The organism is Mesorhizobium sp. M1066, assembly GCF_040318635.1.
Lineage (GTDB): Bacteria > Pseudomonadota > Alphaproteobacteria > Rhizobiales > Rhizobiaceae > Mesorhizobium.
Map to the genome: position 1 here is coordinate 52,577 of NZ_JAMYMR010000019.1, position 22,463 is coordinate 75,039.

A 22,463-nucleotide genomic window follows, 5' to 3' on the forward strand; every position below is an offset into this window, starting at 1 on the left:
TATGGCGATCAGCGAAAGCAATCAGCCCGGCGCGGTGGCCAAGAACGGCCGCGACGTCTTCTTCGCCATCGGCATCGTCATCATCCTGGCCGTGCTGTTCCTGCCGATTCCGGCCTTTCTCATCGACATCGGCCTCGCCTTCTCGATCGCGCTTTCGGTGCTGATCCTGATGGTGGCGCTGTGGATCCAGCGGCCGCTCGATTTCTCGTCGTTCCCGACCGTGCTGCTGATCGCCACCATGCTGCGGCTGTCGCTCAACATCGCCACCACGCGCATGATCCTGTCGCATGGCAATGAGGGCACGCATGCCGCCGGCTATGTCATCGCCGGCTTCTCCAAGCTGGTGATGGCCAGCGACTTCGTCATCGGCCTGATCGTCTTCATGATCCTGATCGTGGTGAACTTCATCGTCATCACCAAGGGCGCCACGCGTATCGCCGAAGTCGGCGCGCGCTTCACCCTCGATGCCATCCCCGGCAAGCAGATGTCGATCGACGCCGACCTCTCCGCCGGCATGATCGACGACAAGACCGCGCAGCTGCGCCGCCGTGAACTGGAAGAGGAATCTTCTTTCTTCGGCTCAATGGACGGCGCCTCGAAATTCGTGCGCGGCGACGCCATCGCCGGCCTCATCATCACCGCCATCAACATCGTCGGCGGCATTGCCATCGGCTACATCAGGCACGGCATGGGCATGGGCGAAGCCGCCGACGTGTTCATCAAGCTGTCGGTCGGCGACGGCCTCGTCACCCAGATCCCGGCACTGATCGTGTCGCTCGCCGCCGGCCTGCTCGTCTCCAAGGGCGGCACCCGCGGCTCGACCAACCAAGCGGTGTTCGGCCAACTCGGCGCCCACCCGCGCGCCCTCTATGTCGCGGCATCGCTGCTGGTCCTGCTCGGCCTGATGCCCGGCCTGCCGCTGTTCCCGTTCTTTGCGCTGGCCGCCGGCATGGCCGGCCTCGGCTACGTCATCCCGATGCGCGCCAACCGCGCCGTCGCCGAAGCCGAGGCGATCAAGGACCAGGAAAAGGCGACCAAGGTCGAGGAGGAGAAGAACTCGGTCAAGGCCTCGCTCGCCACCGCCGAGATCGAGCTTCTGATAGGCAAGCAGCTGTCGACAAGACTGCTGACGTCGCATCAGGAACTGGTTTTTCGCATGGGCAAGATGCGCAAGAAATTCGCCACCCAGTACGGCTTCGTGGTGCCGGAAGTGCGTGTCGCCGACGATTTCGCCATCCCGCCGAAGAGCTACCAGATCAAGGTGCACGGCACCGTGGTGGCCGAGTATCAGATGCGTGTCGGCGAGATCATGGTGCTGCTCGGCAATCGCGACGTCCCCGAGATACCGGGCGAGGAAATCCGTGAGCCGGCCTTCGGCATGCGCGCCTATTCCGTCGTCGAAGCCTTTGCCGAGGATCTGAAGCGCGAGAACTACACCTTCGCCGACAACATGTCGGTGTTGCTCACCCATCTCTCCGAGGTCATCCGCAACAACCTGCCGCAGCTTCTGTCCTACAAGGACATGAAGGCGCTGCTCGAACGCCAGGACCAGGAGTACCGCAAGCTCGCCGACGAGATCTGCACCACGCACATCTCCTATCCCGGCCTGCAGGCGGTGCTGAAGCTGCTGCTGGCTGAGCGCGTCTCGATCCGCAATCTGCACCTGATCATCGAGGCCATCGCCGAGATCGCGCCGCATGTGCGCCGCACCGAGCAGATCGTCGAGCATGTCCGCATCCGCATGGCCCAGCAGATCTGCGGCGACCTCTCCGAGGGCGGCGTGCTGAAGGTGCTTCGCCTCGGCAACCGCTGGGACCTCGCCTTCCACCAGAGCCTCAAACGCGACGCCAAGGGCGAGGTGCGCGAATTCGACATCGACCCGCGCCAGCTCGAGGAGTTCGGCCAGGACGCCACCAAGGCGATCAAGAAATATCTGGAAGCCGGCGAACGTTTCGTCCTCGTCACCGCGCCCGACGCCCGCCCCTATGTGCGCATGATCATCGAACGCCTGTTCACCACGCTGCCTGTGCTCAGCCATGTTGAAATCGCCAAGGGCGTCGAGATCAAGGTGCTCGGAACCATATCGTGAGCGTGCTGTCGCAAGGCGTGGTCATCGCGGCGTTCCTGGCTTTCTGCCGCATCGGCGCCTGTTTCATGCTGATGCCGGGCCTCTCCAGCGCCCGCGTCCCGGTCCAGGTCAGGCTGTTCGTGGCGGTCGCCGCCACCGGCGGCCTGCTCGCCTTCCTGTGGGACAAGATCTTTCCTTTCGTCGACCCGCGCCCGCAGATCCTGGTGCCGATGATCATCTCGGAACTTCTGGTCGGCGGCCTGATCGGCGCCATGACCAGGCTCTACATGGAAGCCCTGCGCTTCATGGGCTCGGCCATCGCCATGCTGGTCGGTTATGGCGGGACCGGCGGACCGGCGATCGAGGAGCCCGAACCCCAGGCAGCCCTTGCCGCGATCATCTCGTTCTCGGCGCTGTTGATGCTGTTCGTCTTCGATTTCGACCACGAGATAATACGCGCGCTGGTTTCCTCCTACACGGTCGCGCCGGTCAACATCTTCTTCAACCCGCAGGCAGCCCTTGTCGATGTCACCGACACGGTCTCGGACACGTTCTTCCTGGTTATCCGCCTCGGCAGCCCGTTCGTCGCCTATGCCATTCTCGTCAATCTGACGATCGGCTTCGTCAACAAGCTGACCCCGCAGATCCCCATCTATTTCATCTCCCAGCCCTTCATCATCGCCGGCGGCATGATCATTTTCTATTTCGCCGTCGGCACCATGCTGTCGCTGTTCGTCGACGGCTTCGTCGACCTGACATTGGCGAGGTAGAAATGAGCACGCGCAAGGACCGCCTCAAGAAGCTGGTCAAGGTGCAGGAACAGCTGAAGGCGCTGCACGAAACCCGCCACGCCACCTTCCTTGCCGCAGCCGGTGCCGCCGAGGCCGAGGCCAAGGAACTGGTCGGCCATTTCGACCAGGCCGATTCGCTCTCCGCCCTGTTTCCCGATCTCTACCATCGCCGCATTGCCCAAGCGGTCGTGCACCAGGAAGCGAACCTGGCGAGCGCCAGGCAGGAAGCCAACCTCATCGCCGCCGCGACCGCCCGCACCAACATGGTCGAGCGCGCCTACAAGGACGTACGCAACCGCGACGAACGCGAACGCTCCGACCGCGAGCGGCTCGATATCATCGCGCAGAAGCAGGGCGAGGAGTAGCTGGGAGGATTGTGTGGCGCGAAGCGGACCCTCCAAGGTTCGGCCTTCCCGTAAACGCTTTACAGCCCGGTTTGGTAGCGCTACCGTTTGGCCTAGCGTGAGCCTGGGAGGAGCCAGGGCTGTCGCTGGCGGAAGCGTTTGTTCCTTCGACGACGTCGCAGGAATTGTTGGGAGGACCGATGGCGTCTGTCGCAATTGGCGAAGTCTATAAATCATTCGGCGCTGTCGAGATCCTGCACGGGGTCAGCGTGAACATCGAGGACGGCGAGTTCGTCACTCTGGTCGGACCCTCGGGCTGCGGAAAATCAACCCTTCTCAGAATGATCGCCGGCCTGGAAAAGATTTCACGCGGCCAGATCGCGATTGGCGAACGTGTCGTCAACAACGTTGCGCCCAAGGAGCGCGACGTCGCCATGGTCTTCCAGAACTATGCGCTCTATCCACACATGACCGTCGCCGAGAACATGGCGTTCTCGCTGATGCTCAAAGGAGTTTCCAAGCCGGAGAGTGATGCCGGCGTGCGCCGCGCAGCCGAAATCCTTGGGCTGGTGCCGTTGCTGGCGCGCTATCCTCGGCAGCTTTCCGGCGGCCAGCGCCAGCGCGTCGCAATGGGCCGCGCGATCGTGCGTGATCCGGCGGTGTTTCTCTTCGACGAACCGCTGTCCAATCTCGACGCCAAACTCAGAGTGCAGATGCGCGCCGAGATCAAGGAACTGCACCAGCGCCTCAAGACCACGACAGTCTACGTCACCCACGATCAGATCGAAGCCATGACCATGGCTGACAAGATCGTGGTCATGCATGACGGCATCGTCGAGCAGATAGGGCCGCCGCTGGAACTTTATGACCGGCCGAACAATCTTTTTGTCGCCAGCTTTATCGGCTCGCCGGCCATGAATTTGCTGAGGGGCGAGATCGCTACCGACGGCTCACCCTCGTTCCGCGGCGCCGGAGGGATTTCAGTCCCGTTGGCCTCGGCACTTTCCATCCGCAATGGCGAGCCTGTGGTGCTGGGAATAAGGCCCGAGCATTTGCGGCTGTCCGACGAGCAGGGCATTCCGGTCACCGTCGCGGTGGTTGAACCAACCGGGTCCGAAGTGCAGCTCATCGGCAGGACAGCCGGCGGCGAAGAGATCGTCGCCAATTTCCGGGAACGACATTCCTTTACGCCGGGCGAAACCATTCGGCTTACGGCCGAGCCCAGCCTTATCCATCTCTTTCACGCAGAAACCGGACAGAGGTTCCAAACACGTACCGATCAGTAGGACCACAAGGCAAGGACAACAAACAGGAGGAAACGAGCATGAAGTTCACCAGACGCGACGTGATCCGCACCACCGCCGGCGCGGCGGCGGGTGCCTTGGGAAGTCGGTTCATCAGCTCTCCGGCCCTTGCCCAGGACGGACCGAAATACAAACCCGAGGATGGCGCCAAGCTTAGACTGCTGCGCTGGTCGCCCTTCGTCCAGGGCGACGAGGACCAATGGCTGGCCAACACCAAGCGCTTCACCGAAGCGACCGGTGTCGCGGTCCGTGTCGACAAGGAAAGTTGGGAGGACATTCGCCCCAAGGCGGCAGTCGCGGCAAATGTCGGATCCGGCCCCGACCTGATGTTCGTCTGGTTCGACGACCCGCACCAATATCCCGACAAGCTGCACGACGTGAGTGAACTGGGCGAGTATCTCGGCTCGAAATATGGCGGCTGGCATGATGGACCAAAGCAATATGCGACCCGGGAAGGCAAATTCATCGGCCTGCCACTGGCCACGATCGGAAATGCCATCGTCTATCGCGAAAGCTGGGTGAAAGAGGCCGGCTTTTCGGAGTTTCCAAAGGACACGAAAGGCTTCCTGGAACTTTGCAAGGCCTTGCAAGCGAAGGGACATCCGGCCGGATTCACGCATGGCCACGGCGTCGGCGACGGCAACAACTATGCTCATTGGCTGCTGTGGAGCCATGGCGGCCAGATGGTCGACGAGGGCGGCAAGGTAACGATCAACAGCCCCGAGACCCTCAAGGCGATCGAATACGCGCAGGAGCTCTACAAGACCTTCATTCCAGGCACCGAAAGCTGGCTCGACGTCAACAACAACCGCGCCTTCCTGGCCGGCGAACTGGGGGTGATCGCCAATGGAATTTCCGCCTACAACACCGCCAAGATCAACAAGGACAAAGATCCAAAGCTGGCTGAAATCGCCAAGGACATACGCACGACCAACCTGCCCATCGGTCCTGTCGGCAAATCCGTCGAATTGTTCCAGGTGACCACGGCTGTCATCTTCAATTACACGCCCTACCCCAACGCGGCCAAGGCGTATTTGCAGTTCATGTTCGAGGAACCGCAAATGAAGGACTGGATCACCTCCTCGGCCGGATATTGCTGCCAGACACTGAAGGCATTCGACAACAACCCAGTGTGGACCGCCGATCCCAACAACGCCGCCTACGCCAAGGCTTCGGCTACTCTGCGGCCCAACGGCTATGCCGGGCCGCTCGGCTATGCTTCGGCGGCAACCATGGCCGACTACGTGCTGGTCGACATGTTCGCCAAAGCGGTGACCGGCCAGGCCACGCCGCAAGAGGCAATGGAAGAGGCCGAGAAGCGGGCAAATCGCTATTATCGCGTTTGAGCCTGCTCAGCCGGGCAGCGCGGCTGCCCGGCTGGCTTCGGATTGCGTCGCGGCCGATCCGGCCTATCAATGAGACCTCAGCAGGAGCCAACCCATGGCCGTGCCGTCAGCTGCCATCCAGCCGCGATCTTCGATCTTCTCACGGATTCTGTCGCGCTGGAGCGAAAGTCGGAACGCACTTGGCTTCGGCTTCATGCTTCCGGCGGCTGCACTGCTGCTCGTCTTCCTGACCTATCCGCTGGGGCTCGGCGTCTGGCTCGGCTTCACCGATGCCCGCATCGGCCGCCCCGGTATCTTCATCGGTATCGAAAACTATGAATATCTGTGGAGCGACGCCGTCTTCTGGCTCTCCGTCTTCAACACCTTGCTCTATACGATCAGCGCTTCGATCCTGAAATTCGCGCTCGGCCTCTGGCTAGCGCTCCTCCTCAACCAGAACCTTCCCTTCAAATCGTTCTTCCGCGCGATTGTCCTGCTGCCGTGGGTGGTGCCGACGGTGCTCTCGGCCATCGCCTTCTGGTGGATCTACGATTCGCAGTTCTCCATCCTGTCGTGGGCGCTTATGGAAATGGGACTGATCGATCACCGCATCAATTTCCTTGGCGATCCGGAGAACGCACGCGCCTCGGTGATCGCCGCCAATGTCTGGCGCGGCATTCCTTTCGTGGCCATCACGCTGCTGGCCGGCCTGCAGACGATTCCCCAATCGCTTTACGAGGCCGCGACGCTCGACGGCGCCAGCCGTTGGCAGTTGTTCCGCTATGTGACGCTGCCGCTGCTGACGCCGATCATCGCCATCACCATGACCTTTTCGGTCCTGTTCACCTTCACAGATTTCCAGCTGATCTATGTGCTGACTCGCGGCGGGCCGGTGAATGCCACCCATCTGATGGCGACGCTCTCGTTCCAGCGCGGCATTTCCGGCGGCCAGCTTGGCGAGGGAGCCGCGATCGCGGTCGCGATGATCCCATTCCTGCTTGCGGCGATCCTTTTCAGCTATTTTGGGCTGCAACGTCGTAAATGGCAGCAGGGCGGTGGAGACTGACATGGCCGCGATCGAAACAAACAATCGTCCGAACACGGATGAAGGCGGCATGGGCTATCTCCAGAGCCTGCCCCGGCGCGTGGTGACCGTTTATCTGCCGCTCCTGATCTTCGTCATCGTGCTGCTGTTCCCGTTCTACTGGATGACGATCACGGCGGTGAAACCCAATCTCGAGATGACGGATTATGCCAATTTCAACCCGTTCTGGGTCGTCCATCCGACGCTCGAGCATATTCGGTATCTGCTCTTCGACACGTCCTATCCGGGTTGGCTTCTCAACACGATCATCATCTCGACCGCCTCAACTTTCCTGTCGCTGCTGGCGGCGGTGTTCGCTGCCTATGCGATCGAGCGCTTGAGGTTTTCCGGGGCGCGGCAGGTCGGCTTGGCGATCTTCCTGGCCTATCTCGTGCCGCCCTCGATTCTGTTCATTCCCCTGTCGGTGATGGTGTTCAACCTCGGACTCTATGATACGCCGTTCGCGCTGATCCTCACCTATCCGACCTTCCTCATTCCATTCTGCACGTGGCTCTTGATGGGCTACTTCCGCTCGATCCCCTTCGAATTGGAAGAATGCGCGCTGATCGACGGAGCGAGCCGCTGGCAAATCCTAACCAAGATAGTTCTGCCGCTGTCGGTGCCCGGCTTGATTTCCGCCGGCATCTTCGCTTTCACCCTGTCATGGAACGAATTCATCTACGCTTTGACCTTTATCCAGTCGTCCGAAAACAAGACCGTGCCGGTCGGCGTGCTTACCGAGCTCGTACGTTCGGACGTCTATGAATGGGGAGCCCTGATGGCAGGCGCGCTGATCGGCTCCCTGCCGGTGGTGGTGCTCTATTCATTCTTTGTCGAGCACTACGTCTCCTCGATGACGGGGGCGGTCAAGGAGTGAATCTGAGGCGGAAATCCCACCCAAGCGCCCATCCGCTTGTTGCGGGAATTGTCGGCCGACGTCCATGCTTACTTCGGTGACCAGCTTGCGGCGAAGGGCCATGGCGTAGTCGTTTGGTCCCTTCGGCGTTATGACGAAGGCTTGCGAACCGCCAATGACCGATTTGGCAAAGTAGGATGCCAACGGTTGATCGGGATTCTCATCTTGCGTTGGAATGGCGATCGCGTTGATCGTATACCCCTTGGCAATGGCGTTCAGCCTGCTCGGTTGAACAGGAAGCCCATCGTTGTTCTCGCCATTGGAAGAGATGTCGATTACTTTCTTGGCCGCCTTTCCAGGAAACTGGTCGAGCAGAAGACTTCCAACGTCGATGGCTGAGGAAACGGATGTTCCGCTTCGCCCTCTGCGAATATTGCCGGTATCGCCTTTCTTGCTGATCACCGACGCGGCCGCTCTGGCATCTTCCAGCCCGCAGATGCTTGTCCACGGCAGCACAATGCGTGTGTGCCCGGGACTCGACCATTCAAAGTAGGCCACGCTGATGCAGCCAACGTAGTTGCGCGTGATGGCAGCGATGATCTCTGGCGATGTGAGTGCCGCGGCATGACCCTCGCGCTGTAGATCGGCAACCTCTTGATCGATCGAGGACGAGAAGTCGACAGCAAATACAACGGCAACATCAACGTCGGCTGCGTGTGCCTGCAGTCCCCAAAACACCGAAGCTGCAAGTGTCCCCGCCAGCATCAGGAATGAACTGGCACGCTTTGCCGGCCCTCCGGCCGATCGCTCTGTCGGCGGTGTCGGAATGCCCCTGCGTGTCGCACGCACCTGCCCGCGAAAGGAGGCCGCTGCAGATAAGGCACCTACGTCCTGACGCACACTTCCCAACATGTTATTCTCCATCTCCGCAACGGACCATTTTCAAAGCGGTCATTTTCAACATGTGGAAATTTGGCGAAGAGTCCTGCCCCCCACGCCGAGCAGCAGCAGATCGGCTTTGGTCCACAAAAGGTAACAGCCGAGCAAGGTCAGTTGCATGGCGAGCGCCGCGAAGGACCCGCCCGACCAGAGCTGCGGCAAGGTTCCACCGAGGGCGACGGTTGTCGCCAGCACTGCCGGCAACCGGCTGGCGAGCACCGCGCTGCGGAAGGGATCGGGCCAGGCGGCCGGCCACCGCGGAACCGGCATACCCGGCCTCTGGAAGGTGCTGCCGAATTTGCCCAGCGCATGCAGCAGTCCGGACGTCGCCGCAAGCAGCGGGTCGCCGAGCAGCAACAGGGCAATGCCGAGCCCGATCGCGCCTATGCCTGACAGGAAGTCGCCAAGACGGTTGAGGGCGGGATCGGGAGCATTGGGCCTTGCCCATGCCCGGTGATAGGCCTCGCCGCCCCAGAAGAAGACCAGGGTAGCCAGGGTCAGCGCAACAGTGCCATGGCTGCCGGCGAAATAGTCGATCACCGCCGTGGTGACGCCGCTTCTCTCATGCAAACCGACAGGCGTGGTGGCAATCTGGATAGCAAGACCTACGATGAGGCCGAGCGCGTTACCGCTGTTGTAGTAGCCGCCGGGTCCCTTCATGCGGGCGCGAAGCGCCGATACCAAAGATGCGAGCGGAATTGCCCGCGCGGTCATCGCAGAGACCTCGCGACACGTTCGCTCGCCATCGACACGGCGACCGCTGCCGGGCCGATCGGAGCCGTCGGCGCCATCCCGGGCGGCGGTCGTGTTGGGAACAAGTTCGCATCACCGGCAAGGGTCATCATATTCCTCCAATGGACCTGAATTGAGGGCGGGACGGTTCCCCGCCCAGGTTGCAGGCACAGCCGCAAAAGGCGCCGCGTCGAAGGGAATCGGACCGGCCAGCAAGGGCGTTCGTGCCTGTGGCGTTCGGTTCGACATTGCGACCGACAGGATCGCGCCGAGAATGATCGCAGCACCCAGTGCGCCCGCGGGTGAGTTCCGCTCGCCGAGGAAGATCGCCGCGCCCAACGCCCCGAAGACGCTTTCGGCACTGACGATCACGGCGGCATGACTGGCCGGGGTGAAGCGCTGGGCGGCAATCTGTATGCCGAATGCGATTGCGGTGGAGAACACGCCAAGGACTGCGAGTTCTGGGCCGGCCGCAAGTGCAGCGGCCAGCGACAGGTTGCCTTGCAGTGCCCCGAGCGGCAGGGCAAAGGCGGCGGCGCCGAGGAACTGTGTCGCCGCGGCAGTGAACGGACGCGCATGGGCCTGCATGTGCCGGCCAAGCTCGACCATCCAGAGCGCATAGCAGGCAGCCGACAGGATGGCGGTGAGATCGCCGCTGCTGAGACCGGCGATCCCGCCGGACAAGAGCAGGGCACCGATCACGGTCAGCCCGGCGGCGGCGGTGAGGCTCGCTGTCGGACGTTCGCCGATGAGCACCCAGGCGGCCAGTGGTGTCATCACCGTTGCCGTGCTCACCAGGAAGCTCGCATTTGTGACCGTGGCGCCGAGATAGCAGAGCTGCTGAAGCATGATGGAGATGGCAAACAGAACGCCCACCCTGGCCAGGCTGGAAAGATAGCCCGGCCCGGCGGGCAGTCGCCTTTCGGTCAAGACGAAAGGCAGCACAAGCAGCCCACCGATCAGGCAGCGCAGGCCGACGGCACTCAGCGCGTCGAGATGAGAAAGCACCGTCTTTTGCGCGACATTGCCGAGGCCCCACAAAGCGGCTGCAAACAGCAGCAGCAAATTGGCTCTAGTCTTGGACACCCGCCACCCCCTCGAGCCAAAGCCTTTTGCTGACTCGGTCGCCGCCTTAATTCAGCGAAGCCTAATTGACCTTGCGTCACGACAGCGCTTGAGTGCGGGGGGCTACAGTTTGCGAAGCGTTAGTTTTGAGTTAGAATTTCGTCAGGCTGGAAGAGCAAATGCGAAATGAGGATAGCGGCGCCACAAATAGAATCTCACTCTTCGGTGGTTTCCGGATCGAAAATGAAACGACGGATCCGTTCCGGCTGACAGGGAAACGGGGGCCCGCGATCATTGCCTATCTGGCCCGGTGTCCGGGCATGGTGGCGACACGGGAGAGACTGGCTGATCTGTTTTGGGGTGACAGCGATAGCGAACACTCGCGCAATAGCCTGCGGCAAACCCTCAGCGTCCTGCGCCGGGACCTGTCGCGAGCAGGTGTGGATCTTGTCCATTCCCGCGGGGAATTGATCGGCCTTGCGCCGGACGCGGTTCGGGTTGACGTGGAGGAGTTCGAAGCAGGCCTCTCGGCCCGCTCCGCGCCGGAGCTCGAAAAGGCTCTGGCGAACTATACCGGGCCATTCCTCGACGGGCTTTATCTGGGAAGCAATGGGTTCGATGACTGGGTCGCATCCGAGCGCGACAGGCTGCTGAGCCGCGCACTTGAGGGCTTCGAAAAATTGGCCCGCCTCGTCGACGCGGAAACCGGGGTCATCCTGGTCGATCGCGTTCTGGCCATGGAACCGACACGGGAAGAATCCTATCGGCTCAAGATGGAATTGCTCCTGGCATGTGGCCAACGCGACAGGGCGATCAGGACATACGAGGCTTGCAGAAGCATGCTGAAGAAGGAGTTCGGGGTCAAAGCCGGGCCGGAGACGCGAGCGCTTTGGCAATCCATGCTGTCTGCAGCCGACACGGCGTCAAATGTGCAGTCGGCAAAAGCTGTGCCAGCCAGCCAGCGCCTCGGGCGCCCATCGATCAGCGTTGCCGATTTCATCAATCTGACCGGAAAGCAAGGCGACGACTTTTTCGCCAAGGGACTCGTCCAGGACATCACCACGGCCCTCTCCGAGGTGGCCGATTATGTCGTGCTCTCCGCGCTTCCACCCGTGGAGAAGAACCCTGCCGAAGAAGCCAAAAGCCCGGGAATGCTGCGGGCGCGATACGTGCTCAGCGGCAGTGTCCAGAGATCCGGCAACGAGTTGAGGGTGAACATCCAGCTTGTCGATGCCGCCGGCGGCCACAACGTCTGGGCCCAGAAGTTCGACGGCCACTCCGAGAACGCGCTCGAATTCCAGGACAGGATCGCACAGTCTGTTGTGCTGGCAGTGATCCTCGACCTTCAACTGACCAACTGGAAAGTCCGCGACAAGAGCCCGCCCGGCCCCCCTGAAGTGCGCAGGTTGGTGAACGAAGCTCTCATGAAGTATTTTGAGATGACCCGGGACTCCCTGCTGGCCGGGATAGAGCTTGCCGAGAAGGCTGCCTCGATAGGTCCCGACAACGCTCGTGCGAAGCGGACGCTCTCGATCACAATTTCCATGGGCGTAGCGTTTGGCTCGCTGCCCCGGGAGCCGGGGCAGATCGAGCGTGCGGTCGAGCTTGCGGAAGCAGCGGTACGGGCGGTGCCTGACGACGAAATTGCCCGCTGCATCCTGTCATTCGCTCTCGAAAGTTCCGGCCGCATCGACGAGGCGATCGCCGAATGCCAATATGCGATCAGCCTCAACCCGAGCTATCCGACCGGCCACGGCGACATTTCGATGCTCTTTGCGTTGCGTGGACAGGTCAGCGAAGCAGTGCGTGAGGCCAACGAGGCAATCCGGCTCGGAACGCATGACGTCATCGACTTCTGGCGTCACCATGGCTTGGTTGTTGCACTGTTCGCCGGCGGAGATGATCGGCGGGCGCTCGAAGTCGCCCGCAAGGTGGTCAGGACAAAGCCGGGATTCGTTCGCGGCGCCCTTTATTGGGCTGCGGCCGCGTCGGCAACTGGGAACAACGAAGAGGCCTCGCGGGCCATCCATCATTGCCTGTCGCAACTTCCACATCTCAACATGGCTAATGTCTGCCCCGGCTTTGTGCCGCGCTATGTGAAGGATCATCATCACGCGAGATTCCTTGAAATGCTGTCGAGGGCTGGCCTACCTGCTTCTTAGTGGAACCTGGCTACGCACCCGGGATCCGGAGAAACCATATCAAGCCCGCCGCTTGGCAAGCCTGCCACAAGCTTGTTGAGGCATGGTCTGGCTAAGGAAAACCGACAAAAGGCGGACTTTCTTGGCGATTTCTCCACCCAGCGACATCGTTATGGATGTGGCCCGAGCCGTCGATCCGACAGACATCGAGGCCGCCCGCGCCGCGCTGGCAAAACGGGCCGGCGGCGCTGCGGGCACGTTTTCACTCGACACCGCCGCTTCGGTCGATGCCGGCTCGATCCTGTCGCGCGCCACCGCCGACAAGGCCGCCGCTGCAACCGACCCGGCCAACAAATTCAAGAAGTTCGAGGCGATGGTGCTGCAGACCTTCATCCAGAACATGCTGCCAAAGGACACCGAGGGCGTCTACGGCAAGGGCCTGGCCGGCGACATGTGGAAATCGCAGCTTGCCGAGCGGGTGGCTGACGTGATGGCCGAACGCGGCGGCATCGGCATCGCCAAGTCGATGCTTGCCGACCACTATCTCGAAGGCAAGCGCGTGGTTCCGGTCGGTCCGGTTTCGGGCGGGTTGGAAAAGACCGAGATCGACCAGCAAAACAGCCTGTCGACCTCGCTGGTCCACCAATTGCAGCGCAAGGCTGCGGGGTCGATGACCGGTGACGAGACGACCATAAAAACAAACATCAAGATCTAAACTGGGAAACGCCATGGCCGACTTTTCGGAATCCACCCCCAACCTGCCAGCACGCACGACGGCGTCGGAAGCGCCGATCCCGTTCGCGCGGCCCGGCAACCTCGCCGCCATCATCGGTCGCATCGAGGAAGTGGTCGAGGAAGAGACCGCCGGCATCCGCAACGCGACCAACTATGATCTCAAGGCATCGAACGCCCGCAAGAGCCGCTACCTCTACGAGTTGACCCGCGCCATGAAGGGTGGCAGCGAAGCCGAATTCCTCGAACAGCACCGCGAGGGCCTGACCCGGCTGCGCCAGAAGCTGGCGAAGAATGAAGCGGCGATCCTGGCGCATCTCAGCGCGGTCAACGAAGTCGCCAGCCTGCTGCGGCACGCCATCCAGCGCGCCGAGACCGACGGCACCTACTCCGCCGGCGAGTTCGGCTGGATGAAGGCATGATGCCGAACACGAGCGACACATCGGAGATACTGCCGAAGCAACGGCGCAGTGCCGCGTCGCCTTCGCAAGGGACTGATCAAGGGACTGACAAGAGCCGATGATCAAGGTCATCGCCATCGCCGTCTGGATTTGCGCCGCAACCCTCGGCGCCGTGTTCTATTCGTTTCAGGCGGCCGGCGAGCGCGGTGTCGGCGAAACGCCGAAGCCGATGCTGGGCGGTCTCGACTACGTCAAGACCGACATAATTTCGGTGCCGCTGATCCGCGATTCTGAGATCGGCGGCTATTTCCTGACCAAGCTCGTCTACACCGTCGAACCCGAGCAGATAAAGAAGCTGTCCATTCCGGCCGAAGCGCTGATCACCGACCAGGTCTATTCCTACCTCTATTCCAATCCGCAGATCGACTTCACCAACAAGGCGACGATCGATCTCGATGCCTTCCGCGCCGCAATCCGCGATACCGTCAACGCGCGTGTCGGCGCGCCTTTGGTGCATGAGGTTCTGATCGACCAGGTCAATTTCCTGTCGAAGGACGAAATCCGCGACAACTGGCTGCGCCGCAAGAAAAGCGAAACGGCGACCGAAATGACCAAGGCGTTCAAGGAACACTGAGTTGCCCTGCTCACAGGCCCGGTCACATCGAGCCTCACCTGCCGCAAGGGCAGGAACCAGCCACCCGAATCCGCGTTGACGTAAACGTCAACCCAAAGCTATATGCGGCAGCGACCGTGATCGCGAAACCGCGGCATGGGCTTCGGCTGGATCGAAGCGCCGTTGCGAGACAGATGCAACCAGACAAGGAGAACAGCGTGAGCGTTCAGGAGATTGCCGAGAAGATCAAGTCGCGGGTGGCCAGCAGCGGGTTCGATCGTTCCGTGAAATTCGACACCGGCAGCGACGGCGTCATCGTCATCGACGGCGCGACTGTCTCGAACACCGATGCACCCACCGACTGCACCATCAAGCTCTCGCTCGACGATCTGGATTCGCTGATCGCTGGCGACCTGAACCCGACAATGGCGTTCATGACCGGCAAGATAAAGGTCGAAGGCGACATGACCGTCGCCATGGCGCTCAGCCAGCTGATCGGCTGAAGGCATCCAGCCGCCCAGGCGGCGGCACCCACCAATTGCGAAAAAACGCCGCCTTTTTCGGGCGGCGTTTTTGCATGAAATGCTGGCGGCTTCGTGTCAGGCCGCCGATATCAGCTCCTGCGCCTTCAGCTTGCGACCGGCCGCCTTCAGCGTGCCGTGCACGCCGTCAAGCGCGCCTTCCACCAGTTCCAGCGCCAGCAGGCGGTGCCGCTCATAGGGTCCTGGCATGGCAAGTGAACCGGTCTTCTCGGCCGAGAAGCCGAAGCGCGCGTAATAGGGCGCATCGCCGACCAAAAGGATAGCGGCATGGCCAAGACGCGCCGCTTCGGCGATGGCATGGCGCATCAGCGCCGAGCCGATGCCGGCATTCTTGAGCGACGGGTCGACGGCAAGCGGGCCAAGCAGCAGCGCGGCCGCACCGCCCTCGCCCAACCTGACATCCCACAGCCGCACGGTGCCGGTCACGCCGCCCGAAGCATCGCGGGCGACGAAGGCCAGCCCTTCCGAGGGCCGCCGGCCACGCCGCAGCTTCTCCGACGCCTTTTTCCTGCGCTTCGGCCCCATGGCCCGATCGAGCAACGCCTCGCGCGCCGCAACATCGGCGGCGGTTTCGGCGACCATCACAAAGGCCGGTGCGTGGCCCCCAATTTCAACTGGCATTTCCATTTCAAATGACATTTCCATTTCCGCAATCCCTGGCGAGCGGAGATCTGTTCCACAGGCGAGCCCGGGTGGACGACAGGCGCCCACCTAGGATGATCTGATCGGCTCTCTCAGCGCATTTTCAGGCGAAGTTGTGTCCGGTTCGCCGTCCGAAAATGCGCTGAGGAAGCGCCGTCAGATCACGTAGGATCGGAGAGGCTCGAAGCCGTTGAAGGCGACCGCCGAGTAGGTGGTCGTGTAGGCGCCGGTGCCTTCGATCAGCACCTCATCGCCGATCGTCAGCGACAAAGGCAGCGGATAGGGCGTCTTCTCGTACATCACGTCGGCCGAATCGCAGGTCGGGCCGGCGAGCACGCAAGGTGCTGTCTCCGTGCCGTCATGCGCGGTGACGATCGGGTAGCGGATCGCCTCGTCCATCGTCTCGGCCAGGCCGCCGAACTTGCCGATGTCGAGGAACACCCAGCGCACATTGTCGTTGGCCGCCTTCTTCGAGATCAGAACGACTTCCGACTTGATGACGCCGGCATTGCCGACCATGCCACGGCCCGGCTCGATGATGGTCTCGGGAAGCGCATTGCCGAAATGCTTGCGCAACGCCGAGAAGATCGCTTGGCCATAGGCCTGGGCGGCCGGCACGTCACGCAGATAGCGCGTCGGGAAACCACCGCCCATATTGACCATCTTCAGGACGATGCCTTCTTCGGCGAGCGTCGCGAACACCACCTTGGCGTCGGCCAGCGCACGGTCCCAGGCGGTCAGGTCGGTCTGCTGCGAGCCGACATGGAACGACACGCCATAGGCGTCGAGGCCGAGCCCCTTGGCATGGCGCAGCACGTCGACGGCCATCGCCGGCACGCAGCCGAACTTGCGCGACAGCGGCCATTCCGCGCCCTCGCCATCGGTCAGCACGCGGCAGAACACGCGCGAGCCTGGAGCGACGCGAGCGATCTTCTCGACCTCTTCGACGCAATCGACGGCGAACAGGCGGATGCCGAGCTGGTAGGCGCGTGCGATGTCACGCTCCTTCTTGATGGTGTTGCCGAAGGAGATGCGGTCCGCCGGCGCACCAGCGTCCATTGCCATCTCGACTTCGGCAACGGAAGCGGTGTCGAAGGACGACCCCATCGCAGCAAGCAGGCGCAGGATTTCCGGCGCCGGGTTTGCTTTCACCGCATAGTAGATCTTGGAATCAGGCAGCGCCTTCTCGAAGGCGCGGAAATTGTCGCGCACGACATCGAGGTCGACGACGAGGCAGGGGCCGGTCGGACGTCGGGTGGCGAGGAAGTCAAGAATGCGCTGGGTGGCCATCGGGGTCTCTCCATCAGCGCCTTTCGGCGCGCAATAAGGCTGCGGGACGCGGGCTGTCGGCCTCGCGAACTCGCGGTGGACAAAGGCGGGACGGAAATTCATGGAACCAGCCGGTGGAGACCCCGGAACCATGAAGCGCCGTCTCGCGGCGGTGAACCTTGGCCTTGCCCGGCCTCGGTTCGCTTTGTCTGCCTTGGCTTGGATGGGAGACCCGTCCGCACTGCCGGCAATGAAGGTGTGCCTCTTCAGTAACCCCGGTTTTTGGACAACCGGCAGAACACCAGAAAGGCCCGCACCGTCGTTGCTTCAAGGTGTCCTCGGGCTGGCGGTTGGCCGCTAGACCGACTGGAGGGGTTGGCTCCAGTTACCTTACCGATTTCCCTCACCATTCGAGGATCGGCGGACACCCACAGGCACGTGCGACTTTGGGCAAGCGCGATATAAGGGCGAAGGCTTTCACAATCAATAAAAATCGTATCGCAGGTTGTAAAATTTCTGGCGTCGAACAATGTTGCGGCAACCGTATCCGGATATCGAACGATGACAGGCACGCACGGCCCTCTCAACGCCTTTCTCGATCTTCGCCAGATGCCGGTGGCACATGCCGAGCTCGGCCCGCTGGCCGGCCTGCGGCTGGCCGTCAAGGACATCTACGACGTCGCCGGCTACCGCACCGGTTGCGGCAATTTGCAAAAATTCGCCGAAAGCTCCGCAGCCTCGCGCACCGCACCCGCCGTGCAGATGATCCTCGATGCCGGCGCACGCTTCGTCGGCAAGACGCAGACCGATGAGCTCGCCTTCGCGCTGTTCGGCCAGAATGCGCATTTCTCGTTTCCGGTGAACCCGGCGGCACCCGGCCGCGTCACAGGCGGCTCCTCATCGGGATCGGCGGCGGCGGTGGCGGGCAGGCTGGCCGATATCGCCATCGGCTCCGACACCGGCGGCTCGATCCGCGCCCCGGCCAGCTTTTGCGGACTGATCGGGCTGCGCACCACGCATGGCCGCATTTCGCTGGACGGCACGATGAAGCTGGCGCCGAGCCTCGACACGTTCGGCTGGTTCGCCGACGACATCGAGACCTACGAGACCGTCGGCAAGCTGCTGCTCGGCCGCGATCCGCACCAGCATGTGTTGGACCGGCCGCTGGCACTGGATTGGCTGGATGGATTGGTCGCCCGCCCGGCGCTTGCCGAATATGGTGAAATGAAGGGGCTGGCGGGCAAGGTCTTCGGCGCGCCGGCGACGCCGGGAGTGCGCTTCTCCTCATCTCCCGATGAACTCTACTGGTGCTTTCGCCGGCTGCAGGCCAGGGAGGCCTGGGCGGTGCATGGCGAATGGATCACCAGCGGCGAGCGCGACCTCGGCCCCGGCGTCGAGGAGCGTTTCGGCTTTGGCCGCGCCGTCGACGACAAGACAACCCAGGCCGAGAAGGTGCGACGTCTGACCTTTCGCGGCGAACTGAGCGCCCTGCTCGGCAAGAACGGCTTCCTTGTCCTGCCGACGGTGCCTGGTCCGGCGCCTTACGTGGACAGCACGCCGGAGCAGTTCCAGGCCTATCGCGAACGGGCGCTCCAACTTCTGTGCCTGGCCGGCCTGTCCGGTTTTCCACAGATCACATTGCCCGTCGGCTCGGTCGCCGGCGCCCCGTTCGGCCTGTCGCTGCTTGGCCCTTCCGGCAGCGACATTGCCCTGATACGGCTCGGCCGGAAACTTCTCGACGCGGCACGAAAGGCCTGACCATGGACACACTGACGCGCATGCGTGCCTTCATCGACGTGGTCGAGGCCGAGGGCTTTTCGGCGGCGGCGCGCAAGATCGGCCGCTCCAAGGCCCTGCTGTCGAAATATGTGCGCGAGCTGGAGGACGAACTCGGCGCTTTGCTGCTCAACCGCACCACGCGCCAGTTCTCGATGACAGAGGCCGGCCACACCTATTACCGGCGCGCCTCGGAGATCGTGCGCGAGGTCGACAGCCTGGCCGACGCGGTGCGTGAATCCTCCGGTGACGTGCGCGGCCGGATCAAGCTGTCGGCGCCGCGCACCTTCGCCGATGCGCCGATCGGCCAGTCGCTGATCGACTTCGCCAAGCAGCATCCCGACATCGTGCTCGACATCCAGCTCGACGACCGCTTCGTCGATCTGGTCGAGGAGGGCTTCGATCTTGCGGTGCGCATCTCGCGGCTGGAGAACTCGTCGCTGATCGCCAGGCGGCTGGCGCCGTTTTCGATAAAGCTCTGCGCCTCCCCCGAACTGATCGCCAAGCATGGCATGCCGACAAGGCCGCAGGATCTCAGCCGCATGCCTTGCATCGTCGACACCAATGGCCGCGGACTGAACAACTGGCCGTTCAAGGGCGACAATGGCGATCCGGTGAGCGTTTCGGTGTCCGGTCCGGTCGAGGTCAACAGCCCGATGACGGCGAGAGCCGCGGCCGTGGCGGGCCTCGGATTTACCGTCCTGCCGGATTTCATTGCCGCGCCCGACCTCGCGAGCGGCCGGCTGGTGGCGGTGATGGATGACCGCATCCTGTCGGGCGGCGGCATCTTCGCCGTCTACCCGCACCGCCGCTATCTGCCGGCGAAAGTCCGCGTCTTCGTCGACTTCCTGGTGCAGTGGTTCAGGACGCGCGAGGCTGGCTGACCGGCGTCGATAGTCTCGCGGTCCCAATTTCGCCCCCTTTCTGGTAACTCTCGGCAACTCTTCCGAGGCCTATGGAATCGCGACCGAGAATGCACCTGAAACGGCACGCAATCATGCTGGCTTCGGCCTTGGCGGCTAGCTTTGCCGCCACTGGACCGGCTTACGTGCATCCGCATGTCTTCGCCGAGGCCCGCCTCGATGTGATTCTCTCCCCGGATCACCAAAGCGTGAAGGCTCTGCGTCATCTCTGGCGCTTCGACGATCTGTTTTCCTCGACGGTAATGATGGAGTTCGACAAGAACTCCGACCTGAAGCTCGACGACAAGGAGCTGAAGGAAGTCGCCGACACCGTTCATGCCTCGCTGGCCGAGTTCAATTACTTCCAGCTCGTCACCGTTGACGGCAAGGACGTGGCGATGACGCCGCCCCCGCATCTGATGGCCAATTTCGACAACGATCAGCTGATCATCCTGTTCGAGTCCGAACCGAAGGTGCCGATCAAGCTCAACGGCAAGATCGATATCGGCGTCTACGATCCGACATTCTACACGGCGATCGACTTCACCGAGGACTCCAACATCACGGTTGAAGGCCTGCCCTCGAACTGCACCAGCAAGGTGGTCCGTCCGGACCCGGACGAGGCCATCAAGGAAAACCAGAAGACCCTCACCGATGCCTTTTTCAACGATCCGACGGGCACCGATATGAGCAAGATCTTCGCCACCAAGCTCGAACTGACCTGTCAGCCAGAAGGATGAAGCCGGTGACGAAACCGTCCCTGCGTTTGGCATTCGGCCTGTTGGCCCTCACTGTCGCCATGATGCATTTCGCCGACGCCGCTCATGCCCAGAGTTCGCTCGGCATCGGCGTCAATGACGGCATGGCGCCCACCACCGGCCCGTTCGCCCACATCCTGATGTGGATCAATCTCAGGCAGCAGGAATTCTACCGCGCGCTGGCGACGGCGATGAAGGCGATGCGCCAGGACGGCAGCAAGATCTGGGTACTCGTCGGCCTGTCCTTCGCCTACGGTATTTTCCATGCGGCCGGCCCCGGCCACGGCAAGGCGGTGATCTCGTCCTACATGGTGGCCAATGAGGTGGCGTTGCGGCGCGGCATCCTCTTGTCCTTCGTCTCGGCGCTGCTGCAGGGCCTGACCGCGGTCGCGGTGATGGGGGTCGCCTATTTCGTCCTGCGCGGCACCTCCGTCTCGATGACGGACGCAGCCTGGTTCATGGAGATCATGAGCTTTGTCTTCGTCACCCTGTTCGGCGCCTGGCTGCTGTGGCGCAAGCTCGGCCCTTCCATCCTCCGTCTGTTCGGAAGAGGCCCGGCCTACAGCCTGTCGGCGGCTCATGCCGGCCATTCTCACGGTGGTCATTCTCATGGGGGTCATTCGCACGGCGCGCATTCGCATGCCGGTCGCTCCCATGCAGCTCACAGCCATTCGGCGCATGCTCATTCGCACGCGCTACACGCGCATGACCATGTGCACGGCCCTTCGCACGATCATCACGATCATGCCGAACACGATCATGCTCATCACGATCACGCGGCGGGCGAAGTCTGCGACACCTGCGGCCATTCGCACGCACCCGATCCGGCGCTGCTGTCGGGCGATCGCTTCGACTGGCGCACGGCCTGGACGGCGGTGGCGGCGGTCGGCATCCGCCCCTGCTCCGGCGCGCTGATCGTGCTCAGCTTCGCCCTGCTCAACGGGCTCTGGCTCGGCGGTTTGCTGTCGGTGCTGGCGATGTCGCTGGGAACGGCGATCACCGTATCGGCACTGGCGACACTGGCGGTGACCGCCAAGAACTGGGCGGTCTATTTCGCCGGCGACGGCCGCATGGGCAACCGCATCCACTCGATCGTCGAGATCGGCGGCGCGGCGTTTGTGTTCCTGTTCGGACTGCTGCTGCTGTCGGCGAGTTTGGCGAGCGGCGGATAGGCCGGCGCCACGAGGCTCGGAGTTTAACCCGCGATCTTGCCGCCGAGCTCATCCTCGATATGAGCGCGGATGATCTCGTCAAAACTCTTCTCGGCGCTGAAGCCAAGCTCCCTTGAGCGCCTTGCCTCGAACCGCGTTGGCCAGCCCTGGACGATCGCCCAGATCGTCGCGTCCGGTTCCTCGCGGATCAGGCTTACCGCCTTCGGTCCGGCGATGCGTTCCAGTGCCTCGATCTGCTCGCCGACGGTGACGCCAACCCCGGGCATCGTCAGGTTGCGGCGTGGCCCGACGGCGCTGCTGTCGATCCCTGCCGCATGGATCAGGAAGTTGACCGCCGAGCGCGGGCTGGCGTGCGTGTGCACGACCGAGCGCGGCACCGGCAGGATCGCTTCGTGGCCGCTCACGGGCTCACGGATGATGCCGGAGAAGAAGCCGGAGGCCGCCTTGTTCGGCTTGCCCGGCCGCACGCAGATCGTCGGTAGCCTTATGCCGATACCGTCGAAGAACCCGCGCCTGGAATAGTCGGCCAGCAGCGCTTCGCTCATCTGCTTCTGGGTGCCGTAGGAGGTCAGCGGCGTCGGATGGAAGTCATCGGGAATGACATCCGGGAACGGCGCGCCGAACACCGCGATCGACGAGGTGAAGACGACGCGCGGCGCAAAGCCCGCCAGCCGGATGGCATCGAACAGGGCCCGCGTGCCATCGAGATTGACGCGGTAGCCGAGATCGAAATTGGCTTCCGCCTCGCCCGATACGATGCCCGCGAGATGAAAGACGACATCGGGACGCGATGCGACCAGGCGCTCAGCGGCACCCGCTTCGGCGAGATCGCCGGTGTGCAGCGTGACGCTGACGCCATCCAGGCTCGGGGCCTGCGGCGGCACGATATCGTGTAAATCGAGCGCGGTGATCTTGCGGCCGCGCAGCGTCCCGTCCTTGGCCAGCCGGGCGATGAGCTTGCGGCCGACCATACCAGCGGCGCCAGTGATCAGAATGCGCATATCGAA

At 62.6% G+C, this 22,463-nt stretch carries 22 protein-coding genes; 16 read left to right on the forward strand and 6 right to left on the reverse strand.

Annotation, left to right across the window (positions count from 1 at the left end):
• Nucleotide 1 precedes the first annotated feature (1 nt).
• From flhA to NKH52_RS22010, 7 genes are all read left to right on the forward strand, one after another.
• Nucleotides 2-2,089: a flagellar biosynthesis protein FlhA gene (flhA, locus tag NKH52_RS21980; protein WP_352733628.1), complete on the forward strand. Its 2,088-nt coding sequence runs from the start codon at nucleotides 2-4 to the stop codon at nucleotides 2,087-2,089.
• Complete coding sequence (gene fliR / locus NKH52_RS21985; protein ID WP_013529768.1) at nucleotides 2,086-2,838, forward strand: flagellar biosynthetic protein FliR; 753 nt, start codon at nucleotides 2,086-2,088, stop codon at nucleotides 2,836-2,838. The genes flhA and fliR overlap by 4 nt, the downstream gene beginning before the upstream one ends.
• Nucleotides 2,839-2,840: 2 nt before the next feature.
• Nucleotides 2,841-3,224: a hypothetical protein gene (locus NKH52_RS21990; RefSeq protein ID WP_352733625.1), complete on the forward strand. Its 384-nt coding sequence runs from the start codon at nucleotides 2,841-2,843 to the stop codon at nucleotides 3,222-3,224.
• A 179-nt stretch (nucleotides 3,225-3,403) separates the two neighbouring features.
• Nucleotides 3,404-4,489, forward strand: a complete 1,086-nt coding sequence (locus NKH52_RS21995) for an ABC transporter ATP-binding protein (RefSeq protein WP_127290452.1) — start codon at nucleotides 3,404-3,406, stop codon at nucleotides 4,487-4,489.
• A gap of 38 nt (nucleotides 4,490-4,527) precedes the next feature.
• Nucleotides 4,528-5,853 (forward strand): ABC transporter substrate-binding protein, encoded by a 1,326-nt coding sequence (locus NKH52_RS22000; RefSeq protein WP_352610372.1) that lies wholly within the window; start codon nucleotides 4,528-4,530, stop codon nucleotides 5,851-5,853.
• Between the two features lie 193 nt (nucleotides 5,854-6,046).
• Nucleotides 6,047-6,898, forward strand: coding sequence for a carbohydrate ABC transporter permease (locus NKH52_RS22005; protein ID WP_372337954.1), 852 nt, complete (start codon nucleotides 6,047-6,049; stop codon nucleotides 6,896-6,898).
• Between the two features lies 1 nt (nucleotide 6,899).
• Nucleotides 6,900-7,793: a carbohydrate ABC transporter permease gene (locus NKH52_RS22010; RefSeq protein WP_127396336.1), complete on the forward strand. Its 894-nt coding sequence runs from the start codon at nucleotides 6,900-6,902 to the stop codon at nucleotides 7,791-7,793.
• Here the strand turns inward: NKH52_RS22010 and NKH52_RS22015 are convergent.
• The 3 genes from NKH52_RS22015 to NKH52_RS22025 form a co-directional block, all read right to left on the reverse strand.
• Nucleotides 7,740-8,684 carry a DUF1194 domain-containing protein gene (locus NKH52_RS22015; RefSeq protein ID WP_352733621.1) on the reverse strand — a complete coding sequence of 315 codons (945 nt, stop codon included), beginning with the start codon at nucleotides 8,682-8,684 and terminating at the stop codon, nucleotides 7,740-7,742. The two genes, NKH52_RS22010 and NKH52_RS22015, sit on opposite strands and share 54 nt — an antisense overlap.
• A gap of 45 nt (nucleotides 8,685-8,729) precedes the next feature.
• On the reverse strand, nucleotides 8,730-9,425 hold the full coding sequence (locus NKH52_RS22020; RefSeq protein ID WP_127290459.1) for a hypothetical protein: 696 nt from the start codon (nucleotides 9,423-9,425) through the stop codon (nucleotides 8,730-8,732).
• Between the two features lie 111 nt (nucleotides 9,426-9,536).
• Entirely contained in the window at nucleotides 9,537-10,529 is a 993-nt protein-coding gene (locus NKH52_RS22025; protein ID WP_352733618.1) for a DMT family transporter, read from the reverse strand.
• 299 nt (nucleotides 10,530-10,828) lie between these two features.
• Between NKH52_RS22025 and NKH52_RS22030 the strand changes: the two genes are divergently transcribed.
• The 5 genes from NKH52_RS22030 (at nucleotide 10,829) to NKH52_RS22050 (ending at nucleotide 14,898) form a co-directional block, all read left to right on the forward strand.
• The gene (locus tag NKH52_RS22030; protein ID WP_352967802.1) at nucleotides 10,829-12,670 is read left to right on the forward strand and encodes a BTAD domain-containing putative transcriptional regulator; all 1,842 of its coding nucleotides are present in this window, start codon (nucleotides 10,829-10,831) and stop codon (nucleotides 12,668-12,670) included.
• Between the two features lie 82 nt (nucleotides 12,671-12,752).
• Complete coding sequence (locus tag NKH52_RS22035) at nucleotides 12,753-13,364, forward strand: rod-binding protein (protein WP_352733612.1); 612 nt, start codon at nucleotides 12,753-12,755, stop codon at nucleotides 13,362-13,364.
• 13 nt (nucleotides 13,365-13,377) lie between these two features.
• Nucleotides 13,378-13,803 carry a hypothetical protein gene (locus NKH52_RS22040; RefSeq protein WP_127270030.1) on the forward strand — a complete coding sequence of 142 codons (426 nt, stop codon included), beginning with the start codon at nucleotides 13,378-13,380 and terminating at the stop codon, nucleotides 13,801-13,803.
• A 97-nt stretch (nucleotides 13,804-13,900) separates the two neighbouring features.
• Nucleotides 13,901-14,416, forward strand: a complete 516-nt coding sequence (locus NKH52_RS22045; protein ID WP_023810033.1) for a hypothetical protein — start codon at nucleotides 13,901-13,903, stop codon at nucleotides 14,414-14,416.
• Between the two features lie 197 nt (nucleotides 14,417-14,613).
• Nucleotides 14,614-14,898 (forward strand): SCP2 sterol-binding domain-containing protein, encoded by a 285-nt coding sequence (locus NKH52_RS22050; protein WP_013529756.1) that lies wholly within the window; start codon nucleotides 14,614-14,616, stop codon nucleotides 14,896-14,898.
• Nucleotides 14,899-14,994: 96 nt separating this feature from the next.
• Here NKH52_RS22050 and NKH52_RS22055 read toward each other — a convergent pair whose 3' ends face one another.
• Together NKH52_RS22055 and odc2 are read right to left on the reverse strand one after the other, a co-directional pair.
• On the reverse strand, nucleotides 14,995-15,564 hold the full coding sequence (locus tag NKH52_RS22055) for a GNAT family N-acetyltransferase (protein ID WP_352733701.1): 570 nt from the start codon (nucleotides 15,562-15,564) through the stop codon (nucleotides 14,995-14,997).
• 171 nt (nucleotides 15,565-15,735) lie between these two features.
• Nucleotides 15,736-16,869: an ornithine/lysine decarboxylase gene (odc2, locus tag NKH52_RS22060; RefSeq protein ID WP_127265948.1), complete on the reverse strand. Its 1,134-nt coding sequence runs from the start codon at nucleotides 16,867-16,869 to the stop codon at nucleotides 15,736-15,738.
• Nucleotides 16,870-17,409: 540 nt separating this feature from the next.
• Between odc2 and NKH52_RS22065 the strand changes: the two genes are divergently transcribed.
• From NKH52_RS22065 to NKH52_RS22080, 4 genes are all read left to right on the forward strand, one after another.
• Nucleotides 17,410-18,606 (forward strand): amidase, encoded by a 1,197-nt coding sequence (locus NKH52_RS22065; protein ID WP_352733608.1) that lies wholly within the window; start codon nucleotides 17,410-17,412, stop codon nucleotides 18,604-18,606.
• A 2-nt stretch (nucleotides 18,607-18,608) separates the two neighbouring features.
• Complete coding sequence (locus NKH52_RS22070; protein ID WP_023810038.1) at nucleotides 18,609-19,508, forward strand: LysR family transcriptional regulator; 900 nt, start codon at nucleotides 18,609-18,611, stop codon at nucleotides 19,506-19,508.
• Between the two features lie 89 nt (nucleotides 19,509-19,597).
• The gene (locus NKH52_RS22075) at nucleotides 19,598-20,266 is read left to right on the forward strand and encodes a DUF1007 family protein (protein WP_027161413.1); all 669 of its coding nucleotides are present in this window, start codon (nucleotides 19,598-19,600) and stop codon (nucleotides 20,264-20,266) included.
• Nucleotides 20,263-21,456, forward strand: a complete 1,194-nt coding sequence (locus NKH52_RS22080) for a nickel/cobalt transporter (protein ID WP_352733605.1) — start codon at nucleotides 20,263-20,265, stop codon at nucleotides 21,454-21,456. The genes NKH52_RS22075 and NKH52_RS22080 overlap by 4 nt, the downstream gene beginning before the upstream one ends.
• 23 nt (nucleotides 21,457-21,479) lie before the next feature.
• Here the strand turns inward: NKH52_RS22080 and denD are convergent, their stop codons facing one another.
• Entirely contained in the window at nucleotides 21,480-22,457 is a 978-nt protein-coding gene (gene denD / locus NKH52_RS22085; RefSeq protein WP_352733602.1) for a D-erythronate dehydrogenase, read from the reverse strand.
• Nucleotides 22,458-22,463: the final 6 nt, after the last annotated feature.